Annotated in this window: 17 protein-coding genes; 5 read left to right on the top strand and 12 right to left on the bottom strand. The window is 69.1% G+C overall.

Annotated features, from left to right (window positions below):
* Nucleotides 1-273: 273 nt before the first annotated feature.
* Both ACV530_RS36235 and ACV530_RS36230 read right to left on the bottom strand, forming a co-directional pair.
* The gene (locus ACV530_RS36235; RefSeq protein ID WP_494336989.1) at nt 274-843 is read right to left on the bottom strand and encodes a hypothetical protein; all 570 of its coding nucleotides are present in this window, start codon (nt 841-843) and stop codon (nt 274-276) included.
* A gap of 98 nt (nt 844-941) precedes the next feature.
* Nucleotides 942-2,759 carry a trypsin-like serine peptidase gene (locus ACV530_RS36230; RefSeq protein WP_494336988.1) on the bottom strand — a complete coding sequence of 606 codons (1,818 nt, stop codon included), beginning with the start codon at nt 2,757-2,759 and terminating at the stop codon, nt 942-944.
* Nucleotides 2,760-3,541: 782 nt separating this feature from the next.
* Between ACV530_RS36230 and ACV530_RS36225 the strand changes: the two genes are divergently transcribed.
* Nucleotides 3,542-4,096 carry a hypothetical protein gene (locus ACV530_RS36225; protein ID WP_494336987.1) on the top strand — a complete coding sequence of 185 codons (555 nt, stop codon included), beginning with the start codon at nt 3,542-3,544 and terminating at the stop codon, nt 4,094-4,096.
* 20 nt (nt 4,097-4,116) lie between these two features.
* Nucleotides 4,117-4,497, top strand: coding sequence for a hypothetical protein (locus tag ACV530_RS36220; RefSeq protein ID WP_494336986.1), 381 nt, complete (start codon nt 4,117-4,119; stop codon nt 4,495-4,497).
* A 71-nt stretch (nt 4,498-4,568) separates the two neighbouring features.
* Here the strand turns inward: ACV530_RS36220 and ACV530_RS36215 are convergent, their stop codons facing one another.
* Nucleotides 4,569-5,063, bottom strand: coding sequence for an FBP domain-containing protein (locus ACV530_RS36215; RefSeq protein WP_494336985.1), 495 nt, complete (start codon nt 5,061-5,063; stop codon nt 4,569-4,571).
* A gap of 83 nt (nt 5,064-5,146) precedes the next feature.
* On the opposite strand from ACV530_RS36215, the gene ACV530_RS36210 reads away from it, so the two are divergent.
* A complete protein-coding gene (locus ACV530_RS36210) occupies nt 5,147-5,704 on the top strand; it encodes a TetR-like C-terminal domain-containing protein (RefSeq protein ID WP_494336984.1) in 558 nt (185 codons plus the stop codon).
* Here the strand turns inward: ACV530_RS36210 and ACV530_RS36205 are convergent.
* From ACV530_RS36205 to ACV530_RS36170, 8 genes are all read right to left on the bottom strand, one after another.
* A complete protein-coding gene (locus tag ACV530_RS36205; RefSeq protein WP_494336983.1) occupies nt 5,694-6,455 on the bottom strand; it encodes an ABC transporter permease in 762 nt (253 codons plus the stop codon). The two genes, ACV530_RS36210 and ACV530_RS36205, sit on opposite strands and share 11 nt — an antisense overlap.
* A gap of 3 nt (nt 6,456-6,458) precedes the next feature.
* Nucleotides 6,459-7,370: an ABC transporter ATP-binding protein gene (locus ACV530_RS36200; protein ID WP_494336982.1), complete on the bottom strand. Its 912-nt coding sequence runs from the start codon at nt 7,368-7,370 to the stop codon at nt 6,459-6,461.
* Nucleotides 7,367-8,011: an ATP-binding cassette domain-containing protein gene (locus ACV530_RS36195; RefSeq protein ID WP_494336981.1), complete on the bottom strand. Its 645-nt coding sequence runs from the start codon at nt 8,009-8,011 to the stop codon at nt 7,367-7,369. Before ACV530_RS36195 ends, ACV530_RS36200 begins: the two co-directional genes overlap by 4 nt.
* Nucleotides 8,008-9,624: a hypothetical protein gene (locus ACV530_RS36190; protein ID WP_494336980.1), complete on the bottom strand. Its 1,617-nt coding sequence runs from the start codon at nt 9,622-9,624 to the stop codon at nt 8,008-8,010. The genes ACV530_RS36195 and ACV530_RS36190 overlap by 4 nt, the downstream gene beginning before the upstream one ends.
* Complete coding sequence (locus tag ACV530_RS36185; RefSeq protein ID WP_494336979.1) at nt 9,621-10,052, bottom strand: hypothetical protein; 432 nt, start codon at nt 10,050-10,052, stop codon at nt 9,621-9,623. The genes ACV530_RS36190 and ACV530_RS36185 overlap by 4 nt, the downstream gene beginning before the upstream one ends.
* A 56-nt stretch (nt 10,053-10,108) precedes the next feature.
* Nucleotides 10,109-10,696, bottom strand: a complete 588-nt coding sequence (locus ACV530_RS36180; RefSeq protein WP_494336978.1) for a hypothetical protein — start codon at nt 10,694-10,696, stop codon at nt 10,109-10,111.
* Nucleotides 10,696-11,277: a stage II sporulation protein M gene (locus ACV530_RS36175; protein ID WP_494336977.1), complete on the bottom strand. Its 582-nt coding sequence runs from the start codon at nt 11,275-11,277 to the stop codon at nt 10,696-10,698. The genes ACV530_RS36180 and ACV530_RS36175 overlap by 1 nt, the downstream gene beginning before the upstream one ends.
* Nucleotides 11,278-11,367: 90 nt before the next feature.
* A complete protein-coding gene (locus ACV530_RS36170) occupies nt 11,368-11,637 on the bottom strand; it encodes a hypothetical protein (RefSeq protein WP_494336976.1) in 270 nt (89 codons plus the stop codon).
* A gap of 257 nt (nt 11,638-11,894) precedes the next feature.
* Between ACV530_RS36170 and ACV530_RS36165 the strand changes: the two genes are divergently transcribed.
* Both ACV530_RS36165 and ACV530_RS36160 read left to right on the top strand, forming a co-directional pair.
* Nucleotides 11,895-12,572 (top strand): response regulator, encoded by a 678-nt coding sequence (locus ACV530_RS36165; RefSeq protein WP_494336975.1) that lies wholly within the window; start codon nt 11,895-11,897, stop codon nt 12,570-12,572.
* Nucleotides 12,569-13,672, top strand: coding sequence for a sensor histidine kinase (locus tag ACV530_RS36160; protein WP_494336974.1), 1,104 nt, complete (start codon nt 12,569-12,571; stop codon nt 13,670-13,672). Before ACV530_RS36165 ends, ACV530_RS36160 begins: the two co-directional genes overlap by 4 nt.
* Here the strand turns inward: ACV530_RS36160 and mnmA are convergent.
* Nucleotides 13,669-14,805: a tRNA 2-thiouridine(34) synthase MnmA gene (mnmA, locus tag ACV530_RS36155; protein WP_494336973.1), complete on the bottom strand. Its 1,137-nt coding sequence runs from the start codon at nt 14,803-14,805 to the stop codon at nt 13,669-13,671. The two genes, ACV530_RS36160 and mnmA, sit on opposite strands and share 4 nt — an antisense overlap.
* Nucleotides 14,806-15,007 lie beyond the last annotated feature (202 nt).

The following is a 15,007-nucleotide window of genomic DNA, read 5'->3' as shown; positions in this document are numbered from 1 at the left end:
ACCGCCCTGCGGACGGGACCTGAACGATGGCAGCAACGGAGCGGCCAGTTCCCACAACCCGTCAGGAACCAGCCGCCGCGAAAGATCAACACTCACAAGCGACCATGATGCCGCACGTCACCACAGCGCCACGTGAGACATCCTCATAGGGGCCCCTGCGGAACAGTAGGCCCCCTGGAATCGAGCGTGCCTCGCCCCATCCACGCAGCTGATCGTGACCAATCGCAACTCATTCAGCGCCATGCTGCGCACGATAAAAGCCGACCACCATGGTCACTGCCGACGCTTACGAAGAATGGTGCGTCCGAGAAAGAATCCGGCTACGCCGATGACAAAGGCCGCAGCACCCGTGGCCCAAATCAAACCCGCATGGTTCGAGCTGCTCTTCTCGGCTTCGTCATAACCCTCATCGTCGGTCGACATCCCCTCATTTTCCTGACACTTGGCGTTGGGGTTGGCAACCACCGTTATGTGAGTGACTCCCTCTCCGTTGGCCAGAGCGTCAGCAGCATTCTTCCCAGTAATCCGCACGGGGTAAGTGCCGGGGGTGATGTCGCAGCGCACGTGAGCGGTGCCGCGCGCGTTGAACCGGCCAATGCGCGCCTTGACCTTCTTGGTGAAGGCAGGAGATTCGATCACGATGGTTTCGTCATCGTCCGAAGTACCAAACAAAGGAGCCGAGACGGACAAGGGGACAGTGTCACCAGGCACCGCCTTGCGTGCCAGCTCGACAACCAGACCCGGGTCGTCAGCGGCCACTGCCGGAGATGAAGCCACCATGAGCACCGCGATCGCCCCAGTGAACAGCGCAGAACTCATGGACTTCAGACGTCGATTGGACAAGGAGCACACCTCGGTATTCGTTGGATCCATAAATGCCTGAGGCCCGGTGCGGGCTGGGCCCCATTGGGGCACGCCTGCACCGGACCATATGTCAGCGGTTAGCGAACCGCGGGGGGAACGAGCTGATTCTCCGCACCCAGGCTGGTGCCCGTTTCCGCGTAGAGGCTGACCTCTCCATCGGACCAGCGCACGATCAAGTCATCCGGATGACCATTGCCTGTGAAGCTTCCTGCCGTCATGGCTGCGGCATGCTTCCAGGTTGCGTTCGGCGCCTGCATCTGGATCTCCTTGCCGAGCTTTCCGGAGGCGTTCACGTCCGCGAACAGAGTTCGCTCGCCATCACTCCAGCGAACGATGACATCCCAGTAGTCATTGCCTGTGAAATCGCCACTGGCAAGAAGGGTCGCATGCTTCCACGTGCCGTTGGGGTCCTGAATCTTCTTCTCGTTACGGAACTTCACCGACGCACTCACGTCCGTGTACAAGGTGACCTCGCCATCGGACCACCGCACCAGAACGTCATCGGTCCACTTGTTGGCACTGAATCGGCCGGCGACGACCTGATCCGCATGCTTCCAAGTGCCGTTGGCCCCCGTCAACGTGATCTCGTTGCCGAACTTGCTGGAGGCGGTCACGTCCCCGTACAGACTCACCTCACCGTCCGACCACCGCACGATCAGGTCAGAGATGCCACTCCCGGTGAAGTCTCCCCCGGTGACGGCCATCGCGTGCTTCCAGGTGTCGTTCGCCCCGATCAGCTGCTTCTCCGCGTCGAACCCACCACGGCCGTTTCCGCGATAGAGACTCACCTCTCCATCAGCCCACACGACGATCAAGTCACCCTTGCCGTCACCGGTGTAGTCCCCCGAGGCCATCAGCTTGGCATGCTTCCAGGTCAGCCCTCCTCGTCCGTGGATGCTAAAGGGAGCCTTGCCTCGGTCCTCGGGGGTGCGGTTGTTGACCGCGTCGTTGTACAGGGAGAAGACCAAGTCGTCATAGACGGGGCTGAAGGAGACGGAATCACTGTCGTTCTCGAGCCCACCACCGTTCCAGCCGCCGAGATTACCGATGACCTTGCCGGTGCCGGTTGCCTCGTTGAAGTCAAGGAGCCATGGACTACCGGACGTTCCTCCATAGAAGCCGGAGCACTCCATCCGCATCTGCTTGTAGCCTGGAAGCCGTGTCGTGGCGACGTTCGGACATTTGATGGCCATGTCCTTGGGGTTGTGACCGTGGCCCGGGTAGCCGATGACCGTGACGTTGTTCTTGTAACCAGGAGTACGCGTCAGCTTGTTGCCACCGCGGGTGGCCTGCTGCACCTGCTGCTTCTTGGTGTTCGGCTTGACGCGAGCAAACGCAGAGTCGAGATCGGAGTGCGGCCCCTTAGTGTTGTGCTCATAGCGGGAGTCGCTGAAGAACTTCTCCACCGCAAACGCCCCATAGATCTGGTCGTTCGCCGCGGGCCCTTGCTGGTAGCGCGGAATGAAGATCGTGCTGCGGCCACGGGTGCAGTGTCCCGCAGTGAGAATGATGTTCTTTCCAGGGCTGTCGACAACACTGGCCGTGCAGTAGTGCTTCTGCATCCCTTCCGTTTCCAGGAACAGAATGCCCACCGTCGCCGTCCCCGTGAAGTAGGAGCCGGTACCAGAAGCCGCAAGAGCCTTGCCCCGCTTCGGCGCCACGAACGCCTTCGGAGATGGCGAAGTTATCTGCCCCAACGGAGTGTTGCTGTCCCGGTCGGGACCGAGAGGCGTTGCCGCGGCCATGCGCTCCGGAGTCCAGTACGCGACAGCCGGGTCGACCTTGCCATCAGCGGTCGTCACGGGAGTGGGCTTACCGCGCTCGGATGGCTCACTGCCCGGTGCGGAGCCGGGCTGCGGCGCACCGTCCACGCCCCCGCCCAGCGTGGCGGTCACCGCCGGACTGGAGGCCTTGCCGCCAGGTGACGGCGTTGCGGCCCAAGATGTGGCTGCCGATACGACAAGCAGGCCGCTTGCCACTCCCACCACGATGGATCTCGATATTCGAGAGAAATGCATGAACAGTCGCATTCTGAAGGACATTTGATGAACAGCGAACGAAGCGCGCTCTGCTTGCTGACTCAAGAAGATGAACCGACATCGCTCACGAAGGTGCGCCGCCCACCTTCACGGACCGGGAATCAGGCAAAAGGATTGACAGCCGCGTCAGTGGCATGACCAGCCCCGCCTTCTACGGGTTGCGTCAATCCGTGGCTCTCCCCGCCACTCCCAAGGGGCGCCTCCTCCCAGAGCGGCGCCTCAAACGCAAGCAAATTTTAATGATCTACCCATGAAATCGTCAAGCACCTGTCGACCCGGCTTCCCCGTAAGCGAGTTGGCGGCACCTGCCACGTAACAGCCAGCCATGACACCCCCGGGCGTCGGTGCGCCCACTGCAGAACACATCCGATGCCACCTCGGGTGACGCAGGCAGGCCGAGGCCTTGCATCAATCCATCCGCTGACACTGCCTCACATCGCTGACAGGGGCATCAAATCAATCCTTGACCAGTCATGTGACCGTCAATATATAGTCAAGGAGTTCGAGTCGCCGTACGCGAGAGGGCAGCGATCCGTGTTCAGGATCGCTGCCCTCTGTGTGCGGTCAGGCCCCACGTCTCAACGGGTTTTGGCGAGCCAAGGAGACGCGGGTGACCTTTCCATGAGGAGTTAGTCTACGTGAACCGCAAAACCATGCGCATCTCCGCGGCTACCGCTATGGCCGCGGTCTCATTTGCCATAGCTGCACCCGCCGCCAACGCCGTGGAAGCGCAGCGCGCTTCTGCCGCCCAGTCCGTTGCGGGCGCACGAGCAGAGCTTGATATCCCCCAGCCCGGTCAGCTGCCCGACTCGCCCGAGTCCGACGCTCGGTGGGAAGCCATGCTCGAGGTCTTGGTTTCCGTCCCTGATGACGTTCTGGAACAGGGGGACAATGCAGTTGCCGCTTACCTGAAGAAGCAGGCCAAGACCAAGGAACTGCCCCAGGAATCCGCCCAGTTCGGCTGGCCCAGCATGGGATGCATTGGTGCCGTTACGGTGGCCCTCGGCAGCGCCGCGCTTCCCGCCTCGAAGATGGTGAAGATCGTGAGACTGGCGAAGCGCGTCGGGATCAAGCGGACCGTAAGCGCCATCAAGGCCATCCGGAAGGGCAAGAAGCACACCCTCTCCAAGGATCTCCAGTGGCTCGGCGCTGAGCTTCTGGGAATCAATGGCGTCAAGGCAGCCTGTTCCTAGGCAGCAATCGGAGGAATGGCATGTTGGCAGCCAACATCGTCTTCGCTGCTGAAAGCCTGCTGGTCATCGCAGGCATCGTCTGGATGCTTGCCGCTGTCCGGACCAAGGCCCGAGTTGCTGGAGCCGATCGGGCCCGCTATGGCCTGCTGCAACCGACAGGTGAACTCCTCTCGGCTGCGGCGATCAGCGTGGGTGCCGGTTGGGCCATCAGCCGTCACGCAGTGCCCAACCCGCTGGTTCTGGCTCTGCTCGGGATCGCCCTCCCGGCCATGGCCGGCATGGCACTCGCGCTGATGATCCGTCACGAGGAATCGCCGATGCGCGGCGGTCGCGGGTGGCTGGTGCTGGCCGTGCCCGTCATCGGAGGCGGGACCGCAGGACTTGTTCCCCATATGTTCTAGCGAGTTGGTCTTGAGTCGCTTCGGGACCAAATAGACGGGCACTTCCGACGAACCACGTCCGGGAGTGCCCGTCACTCATACAGCTTGCCCACGAACTCCCCCAGCTTCCCCCGCAGCCGCTCCACCTGTTCCTCCACCGACAGCGTCTCCTTGAACCGCCCGCCCGGCTCCGGGGTCTTCACGCCCCGTACGTACAGCGAGCACGCGAGGTCGGTGCATATGTACGCGCCCACGGAGTTGCCCTCGCGGCCCGTCGCGCCTGCCTTGCGGGCGGCCAGCAGGGAGACGCCGTTGCCGGGGTGGGTGGTGTAGCACAGGGTGCACATGCTGCGCTGCAGGAAGCCGCGCTGTTTGTTGGAGAAGCGGAGGGCGACGCCCACAAGGCCACCCTCGTGCTCGGTGACGAGGTAGCGGCGTTCGGGGGCGGAGGGGTCGCACCAGCCCAGGAAGTCGAGGTCGTCCCAGGGCTGTTCGCTCAGGTCGCGGGGGAGGGTGAGGCGCTTGGCCTCGCCTTTCGAGCAGTTGACGAAGGACGTACGGATGTCCTGCTCACTCAGTGGCTTCATGATCTGGAAGCTAACAGGGGTCCTAGCGACACAGCAAGGTAATTTAGGTGCTTAGCTAGGACCCCTAGGAAAGGTGGGCATCCATGGTTCGTGCGGGACTGACGGCCGAGCGCTTGGCGGAAGCCGCGGCGGATCTGGCGGACGAGGTCGGGTTCGAGAACCTCACGGTGTCCGCGCTGGCGCGGGGGTTCGGGGTCAAGGACGCGAGTCTGTACTCGCATGTCAGGAGCGTTCAGGATCTGCGCACCCGGGTCGCGGCGCTCGCTTCGCGCGAGCTCGCCGACCGTATTTCGGAGGCCGTCGCGGGGCGGGCCGGCAAGGACGCCCTGATCGCCTTCGCGGATGCCATCCGGCAGTTCGCGCTCGAGCACCCCGGCCGCTTCGCGGCCACGCAGATGCGGCTGGAACCGGGGATCGCCGACATGCGTAACGTCGACGTCTCCTACGCCATGCTGCGGTCGTACGGGCTGGACGAGCCGGACATCACCGACGCGGTGCGGCTGCTGCGCAGCACGATCCACGGGTGGATCAGCATCGAGGCGAAGGACGGGTTCGCTCATGTCCGTGCGGTGCAGGCCTCCTGGGAGCGGACGTTGGAGGCGCTGCACATCGCGTTGGAGAACTGGCCCGCTACAGCGTGACGTCCCGCCGCCGCAGCACCGCGTACCCCGCGCCCAGTGCCGCGGCGGCCCAGGCGCACAGCACCGCGAAGCCGGTCCACGGGCCGAGGGTTCCGGCGGCGGGGTTCACCTCGGCGATCCGGGCGCCCGCGGTGGTGGGGAGGTAAGCGGCGAAGCGGGCGGTCGTCGGGAAGGCGGACAGGATGGGCGAGATCAGGAAGAAGAACGGCATCAGCGTGCCCAGAGCGAGTACCGCACTGCGCAGGGCCATGGCGACGCCCAGGGCGAACAGGCAGAGCATCGCCATGTAGAGGCCGGCCCCGAGGACCGCGCGGAACACGCCCCGGTCGCCGAGGGAGGCCGCCACGTCGCCGCCCAGTACGGCCTGTCCGGTGAGGAAGGAGCCGAAGGAGGTCAGGCAGCCGGTCAGGAGGGCGGCCGCCCCGACCATCGCCGCCTTGCAGCCGAGCAGGAGCCCCCGGCGGGGTACCGCCTGCACGGATGAGGTGAGCATGCCGGTGCCGAACTCGCCCGAGGCCGCCAGCACTCCGAAGACGACCAGGGCCAGCTGGCCGAGGGCCAGGCCCGCGAGGCTGGTGGCGGTGGGGTCGAGGGAGGCGCGGTCGTCGGCGTTCATGTCGTGCAGCGCGTAGTGGGTGAGCAGGCACAGCAGGGCGCCGGTGCCGACCGTGACGGCCACGGTGGTGGCCAGCGTCCAGTATGTGGAGCGTACGGTGCGGAGTTTGGTGTATTCCGAGAGCAGTACGTTCATGGGTCAGACTCCCTCGGGCGCGGTGCGGTATTCCGTGGCGTCGGCGACGACTTCGAGGTACGCCTCCTCCAGGGACGCGCGCTGTGCGTACAGCTCGTGCAGCGTCAGGCCCGCGGACGCCGCCAGTTCGCCCACGGCGGCCGGTTCCGTGCCGTGGGCGAGGAGTGCGTTGTCGTCCCCCGGTACCGGGGAATGGCGGATTCCCTTGTGGTCCAGGAGGTCAACGAGCCGGTCACGGTGGGGTGTTCGTACCTGGACGCCTTGGCCTCCCACGAACTCCTTGACCGTGGTGTCGGCCAGCAGTCTGCCCCGGCCGATGACGACGAGGCGGTCCGCGGTGAGGGCCATCTCGCTCATGAGGTGGCTGGAGACCAGGACGGTACGCCCCTCGGCGGCGAGGCCGCGCATCAGGCCGCGGGCCCAGCGGATGCCTTCCGGGTCGAGGCCGTTGACGGGCTCGTCCAACAACAGCACCGCAGGGTCGCCGAGGAGGGCCGCGGCGATGCCCAGGCGCTGGCGCATGCCGAGCGAGAAGCCCTTGACCCGGCGCCCCGCGACCTCCTGGAGGCCGACCCGGGCGAGCACGTCCTCGACCCGGTCCGCCGGCAGGCCGTTGCTCTGGGCGAGGACGCGCAGGTGGTTGCGGGCAGTGCGGCCGTCGTGCATGGCACGGGCGTCGAGCAGCGCCCCGACCTCCCGCAGCGGGTGGCGGAGTTCGGCGTAGGGCTTGCCCAGGACGGTCACGGTGCCGGAGGTGGGCCGGTCGAGGCCGAGGGCCATGCGCATGGTGGTGGACTTGCCCGCGCCGTTGGGGCCGAGGAAGCCGGTCACCGTGCCGGGTTCGACGCGGAAGGTGAGGCCGTCGACCACCGTGCGGTCGCCGTACTTCTTGGTGAGTTGGCAGAAGTCGATCACTGGGTGTCCTGGGGGGCAAGGCGGGTGTGCACTCGGCCTTCGCTGAGCAGCAGCCGTCGGTCGATGAGGTCGTCAAGTCCGTGCCGGGTGTGGCTGACGGTGAGGATCGTGCGGCCTTCGTCCTTCCACTCCCGCAGGAGTGCGGTGAGTTCGTCCACTGCTGCCGTGTCCAGGGCGTTGAACGGTTCGTCGAGGAGGATCAGGCGGGGCCGGTGGAGGGTGGCGGCGGCCAGGCCGACCTTCTTGCGCGTGCCCAGGGACAGTTCGCGGACGAGGCTGTCGGTCCACTGGCGTGCGCCGAACCGTTCCAGCGTGTCGAGGGCCGTGCCCGGCGGTACGTCCCACAAGCGGGCCGTGAACGCGAGCTGTTCGCGGACGCTGAGGTAGTCGTAGAGGGGCGGTTCGTCCTGGACGAAGCCGCGCAGGGCCTTCGCCGCAACCGACTGCGCCGGGTGTCCGCCGATGAGGAGTTCGCCGGCGCGGGGTTCGTGGAGGCCGGCGAGGACGCGCAGGAGGGTGCTCTTGCCGGAGCCGTTCTCGCCGGTGAGGTGGACGAACTCGCCTGGTGTGACGTGGGCTTCGATGTCGCGCAGGACGGACGTGTCGCCGTGGTCCGCGGCGAGGCCGCGCATTCTGATCATCGCGGGGTCGTCGCCTTTCGGTCGGGGAGACGAGGAAGTGCGGCGGCTGCCGCACCGAGGAGCAGGAGGGTCGCCAGGGCGGGGAGGGAGCGCAGGAGCGTCGCATCGTCGGGCAGCAGTGGCGGCAGTCCGATGGCGGGGATCATCGCCACGCCGGTGAGGGCGCCCTGGAGGACCCCCGCGGCGGGGGAACGGGCGACGCGTGCCTGGCCGCTGTGCTCGGCGGGCGGCATGACGGTCGCCGTGGCCACGGCGGCGGCACCGACCGCGCAGGCGGCGGCGAGCGCGGTGAGGAGCAGGGGGAGGAGGTCGGGGCCGGTTCCGGCGGCGAGCAGGGCCCAGCCGATCGACCCCGGCACCACGACGGCTGTCACGGTGGCGGTGAACGATACCGCCTTGTACACCAGCAACGTTCGCCGGTTCAGGGGGGATTGGCACAGTGCGTCCCACGCGCCACGCTCGGCCTCGATACCCGCGGTCTGAACGGCCTCGTCGGCCACCAGCAGGACCCCGCCGACCAACGCACCGGCCGCGGTGACCGCGGGCACGCCGAGGGGGCTGTCGCCGCCCGTGCCCAGGGCATGACCCGCGCCCGCGCCCAGCAGGGCGATGCCGCCGAGCAGGCAGCGGCGCAGGCCGATGGTGGCGGCAAGGGATCCTCGCAACGCGGCCCGCGCGTCCTTGACGAGGAAGCCGGCGAGGACGGACCGGGGCTGTCGCCCGCGCGCCGGCCGGCGGTGGACCTGCACCTGCCGCTCCGTACGCAGCACGCGCGTGCGCGCGGCCCGGTGCAGCAGGACGGCGGCACCGGCCGCCAGCGGCAGCGCCGTTGCGGCCGCGGCGGCAGCGGTACGGGCGGCACCGCCGCCGAGCAGGGCGTCCCACCAGTGCGGGCGTACGGAGTTCAGGGTCTCGCCCACGAGGCGGGGCAGGGCCTGGGCCAACGGGCCTTCCGTGCACAGCCCTTCGGTGAGGGGTGCCGCGATGAGCCCCGCCGCGATACCGCCGCACCCGGCGAGCAGGAGGACCCGCAGCCGGGCGGCGACGCCCCGTATCAGGGCGAGCAGTCCGAAGACGGCCAGCCGCAGGGCCAGTCCGAGCGCCACCACGCCGAGGGCCAGGGCGAAGGCGGTGGGCAGAAGGCGGCTGCCCGCGGCCGAACCGGTCAGCCAGCAACTGAGGAAGGCGCATACTGCGGTGGCCAAGCCGACGGCGGCGGACAGGGCGGGGCCCACGGCGCGGACGAACAGCAGCTGCCCGGGCGTGATGGGCTGGGTCAGCAGTACTTCGCGGTCGGGCGGGTCCACGACGAGCCGGGCCTCGTTGGGGCGGGCGCCCGCGGCGAGGGAAGCGGCCACGACCAGTGCGGGAAGCCAGGAGTAGCGGGCCAGTTCCGCGGTTCCGGCCGACGTGACGGGCACGGTGTGCGCGGCCAGCAGCCCCGCACCGGCGGCGAGGGCGAGGGCGGTGGCGGCGCCGAGGACGAAGCAGGCGACCGTGGCGAGCTGCGCCCAGCGCGGAGTGGCCCGTCCCTGGAGGAGGTTGAGCTTGCGGCGGCCGTCGGCGAGGGCCAGGGCGAGCACGACGCGGCAGTGCCGGCGCACTGTGGTCATGACGGGCGTCCTGGCAGGACCGTCGCGGCCACCGAGCACACCAGCAGGACCATGAAGGCGACCGCGAGCGAGTTCAGGGCTCCGGTGGCCGGGAACATCAGCCCGGCCATGCCCAGCGCGGCACCTGCCGCCCCGCTGACACCGATGAGCAGGAACTGCCCCACGCGCAGCACCACGGCGACGGTGGTGAGCAGGAGGAAGACGACCGGGAAGCCCCACCAGGCCCACTGGAGGAGGTCCTGTGCCTGGAGGACGAAGTCGCGGTTGGTGTCGGCGAGCCGGGAGGAGTCCGTGACCGCGGCCCGCACCTCGTCGCGTTGCGCGGCGTACAGCCCTGCCCGGCACCAGGCGACGGCGGCGGTGGACAGGGCGGCGAACCAGGCGAGTTGCCGCCATCGCGAGGTGCGGGTGGCGTGGGGGGTGGGCATGGTGGTCGGCGCTGCTTTCTCTCGGGCGCGGCGGTCGGGTCGGAAGGTCGCTGTGGTCACAGCACGGCGAAGAGCAGCCCCAGGACGACGACGGGCGCGGCGGCGCAGGTCACGGTGCGCGCGAGGGTCAGCTCCGGTGCGGCGCGGCGCAGGGCGACGGCGAGGACGGCGGCGGGGAGCAGCAGGCTCGGCTCCGGGGTGGAGAGCCAGCCGAGCAGCGTACGGTCGTCCGCCCCGGCCAGGGACAGGACGGTGAACACGGCGAGGCGCAGGGCCAGATATCCGGCGAGCACCGCGCCGGCGGTGAGCCTCAGCCGGCGGAGGTCGGCCCGTGCGCCGGCCCAGCGGCAGCAGGCGGCGCCGAGAGCCCCGAGGGCGATGGCCAGCACCGCGTAGGCCACGGTGTTGAACAGCCAGCTCATGGCCCAGGCCGCCCAGGCGGCCACGTCCAGCTGTCCCGGCGTGGGGTCGGTGATCTTGCCGGACGCTTCGGAGCGGTACAGGTCGAGGAACTGCCCCATCAGCAAAGCGAGCAGGACGAAACAGGCGGCGAGGCCGGCCAGTTGGGCCCGTCGGGCTAGGACGACGGCGCGAGGCGCGACGGGGCGCGGGTCGGCGGGATGTACGTCCAGGGTTGATCGCATCAGGTACTCACCAGGGTCTCGATCGTCGCGGCTATGAGGAGCAGGAAGAGCGACATGCCCAGCAGGCCGAAGGAGTCGGCGAGCACGTCACGCACCTTCGGCCGTGGCCCTGCCTTGCTGCCGGTGAGCGCGGCGGCGACGGTGACGAGGGGGACGAGACCGGCGCCCACCGCCAGGCCGATGGCGGGGAGTTCGAGCCAGGCATGCGGGAGTACGTGGCGGGCGATGGTCCCCCATCCGGTCAGGGCCGCCGCCTGTCCGAGGCCCAGGCCGGTCATCAGCCCGGAGATCAGGCTGAAGGCAATGGTGGCCAGGCCGAAGGTGAGGACGCCGCCGAAGGCGAGCAGGCTGACGCCCGCGTTGGTGCTGAAGATCGACCACCACAGGCGGCCGTCCGGGGCGACGGAGCGCTGCTCGACGCCGAAGTCGAACCGCCCGCCCAGTACGACGCCGAGGACGATCGGCCCGAACCACAGCAGGCTGCCGACGACGACCGCGGCACGCTGACGGCGCAGCAGGAGCGCGCATGCGGTCAGCGGGTTGCGGCGCACCGTGGGTTGAGGGGGGACAAGGGCTGCCATGGTGTTTCCCGGATCTGTGCGTTTCCCGGACCTGTGCGGCCGAAGACGCCGCGAGGAACGCGCTCCCTCGCGGCGCCTTCGGCAAGGGCGTTACTTGACGATGGCCTTCTTGCCCACGGCCTTGCGCAGCAGGGCGAGGCCGATGCCGCCGGCGGCGGTGGCACCGCCGAAGAGCGACAGGGCGGTGGCGACGTCCATGCCAGCCGTGATCGCGGTGGCGGCACCCGCGGCCTGCGCCGAGGTGAAGCCGAACCACGCGGTGAGGATGGCCGGGGCCGCGACACCGAGGAAGAGCAGGGCGCTGCCGGCGACGACGGTACCGAGGCCGGCGACGGCGGCGCGGCTGAAGGACTTGGTCATGACATACCTCTTCGGGGACGTTACTTATGCTGGGAATCCCATGGCCATGGGCCCGGCCCCGCCCTGCTTTCCCCAGGACGGGGCCGGTGTGGATTCGAGGTTCGAACCCGCCAGGAATGCTGCCAAGTTGAGTTGCCGCCGCACATCCGCCGACCGTCTGCTTCTCTCCGCCGGTCGGCGGGGGTGAACAATGGGCAACATCATATAAAAGAGTTGTTATATTTCTGGTCAAGAGGCAAGCACAGGGGGGTGGGCTCGTGATCCGGGTCATGGTCGTCGACGACGAGAAACTGCTCTGCGCGGGACTGCGCAGCATTCTGGAGGCGGAACCGGACATCGAGGTGCCGGTCGCCTGCGAGGGCTCGGAGGCGACCGACCTGGCGCTCCGCCACCGGCCCGACGTCGTTCTGGTGGACATCCGCATGCCTCGCACCGACGGCATCTCCGTGCTCATCTCGCTACTGGAACTGCCGGATCCGCCCGTAGTGGCCATGCTGACAACCTTCCCCACGGAGGACGACATCGCCTCCGCGCTGCGCGCCGGGGCGTCCGGTTTCCTCGTCAAGGACACTGACCCGCACGAACTCGCCAGCGCGGTAAGGGTCCTGGCGTCCGGCGGGATCGTCCTGTCCCCCACCGTCGCCGACAGCGTCGTCGACGGCTACCTGCGCACCGGCACCCGGGCCGCCGTCACCACCCCCGGGCTCGGCTCGCTCACCGGCCGGGAGCGCGATGTGCTCTCCCTCCTCGCGCAGGGCAAGTCCAACGCCGAGATCGGCCAAAACCTGCTGCTGAGCACAGCCACTGCCAAGGATCACGTGAGCGCCATCCTCGCCAAGCTGGGCAAGGCCAACCGCGTACAGGCCGCGGTCCTCGCCCACCACCACGGGCTGGTCCGCCCCGAGACGGAGCAGGCCGTGGCCAGGGCGTCATGACCCTCCCGCCGCGGGCGCTGGACGTCGGCATCGCCCTGGCGGCGGCCGCCGAGGTCGTGGCCCTGCGCCCGTTGATCGGCCCGGTGGAGATGGCTCTCTACGGCGCCACCGTGCTCGTCCTCCCGCTGCGGCGCCGGTATCCCGTGCCGGTTCTGGTGGCCACCCTGCCCATCGCTGTCGCCGGAAACCTGATCCTCGCGCCCATGGTGGCGATGTGCCAGGTGGCGCAGCGCCTGTACCGGCACCGGTCGGTGTACGGCTGGGCGTTGGTGTACTTCGTCGCCGCGCTCTGTCCCTGGCCGCTGTCCGCGCTGCGCGGTTGGACGTTCGAGAACGGCCTCTTGGCCGTCTTGTGCACCACGCTGATCTGCGCGGGGCCCACGGCGGTCGGCCAGTTGATCCGGGCGCGGCGCCAACTGGCCGACCACATCGCGGAGTTGTCGCGGGCGCACCGGCGCGAGGCCGCGCTCATCGCCGAGCGCGCGGTCACCGGCGAGCGCGCCCGTCTGGCCCGGGAGATGCACGATGTGGTCTCGTACCAGGTCAGCCTGATCACCGTGCAGGCCGGGGCGCTCGAGCGCACGACACACGAGCCGGAGACCCGTGAGACGGCCTCGATGATCCGGGGCATGGGCGTCACCGCCCTCGAGGAACTGCGTGGCTTCGTCCGGATCCTGCGGTCGGTGCCGTCGCCCCCATCCGGGAACGGGCCGAGGCTGAGCGACCTGTCCACCCTCATCGCCACCAGCGGCCTCACCGTAACCATCCGTGCCGATCTGCCGTCGGCCCGGGCCAGGGAGTGGCCGGAGGGGGTCGAGGAGGCGGCCTATCGCACGGTCCAGGAAGCACTGACCAACGTCCGCAAGCACGCGCCGGGCGCGGCCGTCACCGTCGCCCTGGACACGGGCGAGTTCCGCGGCCGCCCCGCGCTGCTGGTCGAGATCCGCAACGGGCTCTCGCCCGGCGCCCATCGGCCGACCCTGCCCTCGGACGGCCATGGTCTGCTGGGCCTGCGCGAACGGGCCGAACAGCTCGGCGGCGAGCTCGCGGCCGGGCCGGTCGCCGACGGCTTCCGGGTACGAGCTGCCCTGCCGCTCTAACCGCGCAGGGCCGCCGCCCGCTCGGTCGCCGCGATCGTCGCGGAGCCGACCACGCGCGTGCCGTCGTACAGCACGATCGCCTGGCCCGGGGCCACGCCGCGGACCGGCTCGGCGAAGGAGACCTTCAGCTCCTCGCCCACCAGCTCCGCGGTCACCTCGGTCTCGCCGCCGTGCGCCCGCAGCTGGGCGGTGTACGTGCCGGGGCCGGCCGGGGCCACGCCGCACCAGCGGGGCTTGATGGCCGTGAGGGCCGTGACGTCGAGGGCCGCGGCGGGGCCGACGGTCACCGTGTTGTTCACCGGGGAGATGTCCAGGACGTAGCGCGGCTTGCCGTCCGGTGCCGGGTGGCCGATGCGGAGGCCCTTGCGCTGGCCGATGGTGAAGCCGTACGCGCCGTCGTGCGTACCGAGCTTGTTGCCCGTCTCGTCGACGATGTCGCCCTCGGCCTTGCCGAGGCGCTGCGCGAGGAAGCCCTGGGTGTCGCCGTCGGCGATGAAGCAGATGTCGTGGCTGTCCGGCTTCTTCGCCACCGCGAGGCCGCGGCGCTCCGCCTCCGCGCGGATCTCGTCCTTGGTGGTGAGCGTGTCGCCGAGCGGGAACATCGCGTGGGCGAGCTGCCGGTCGTCGAGAACGCCGAGGACGTACGACTGGTCTTTGGCCATGTCGCTGGCGCGGTGCAGCTCGCGCGTGCCGTCCTCGTTGAGGACGACGGTCGCGTAGTGACCGGTGCAGACGGCGTCGAAGCCGAGGGCGAGGGCCTTGTCCAGCAGTGCCGCGAACTTGATCTTCTCGTTGCAGCGGAGGCAGGGGTTGGGGGTGCGGCCCGCCTCGTACTCCGCGATGAAGTCCTCGACGACGTCCTCGCGGAAGCGGTCCGCGAGGTCCCAGCAGTAGAAGGGGATGCCGATGACGTCCGCCGCCCGGCGGGCGTCCCGGGAGTCCTCGAGCGTGCAGCAGCCGCGCGCACCCGTGCGAAACGATTGCGGGTTCGCGGACAGCGCGAGGTGCACGCCCGTCACGTCGTGGCCCGCCTCGACGGCGCGGGCTGCGGCTACGGCGGAGTCGACGCCGCCGGACATGGCGGCGAGGACGCGGAGGCGACGGCCGTCGCGGGGGGAGTCGTCATCAGTCATAGCGTTTCCAGGGTACGGGGGCGGTGCGGGGTGGGGCCCTCCGCCCCGGGGTGGGGTGCCTGTGCCCCGGTCCCACCCTCTCGCCGTCTCCCGGGGCTGCGCCCCCGGACCCCGACCCTGGGGCTGCGCCCCAGACCCCGCTTGTCGCGGCTTCGCCGCTCGTCCTCAATCGCCGGACGGGCTTGATAGTGCCGGGCCCGGC

Source organism: Streptomyces sp. SX-6 (assembly GCF_059089585.1).
This window is presented reverse-complemented; position numbering and strand designations above follow the sequence as displayed.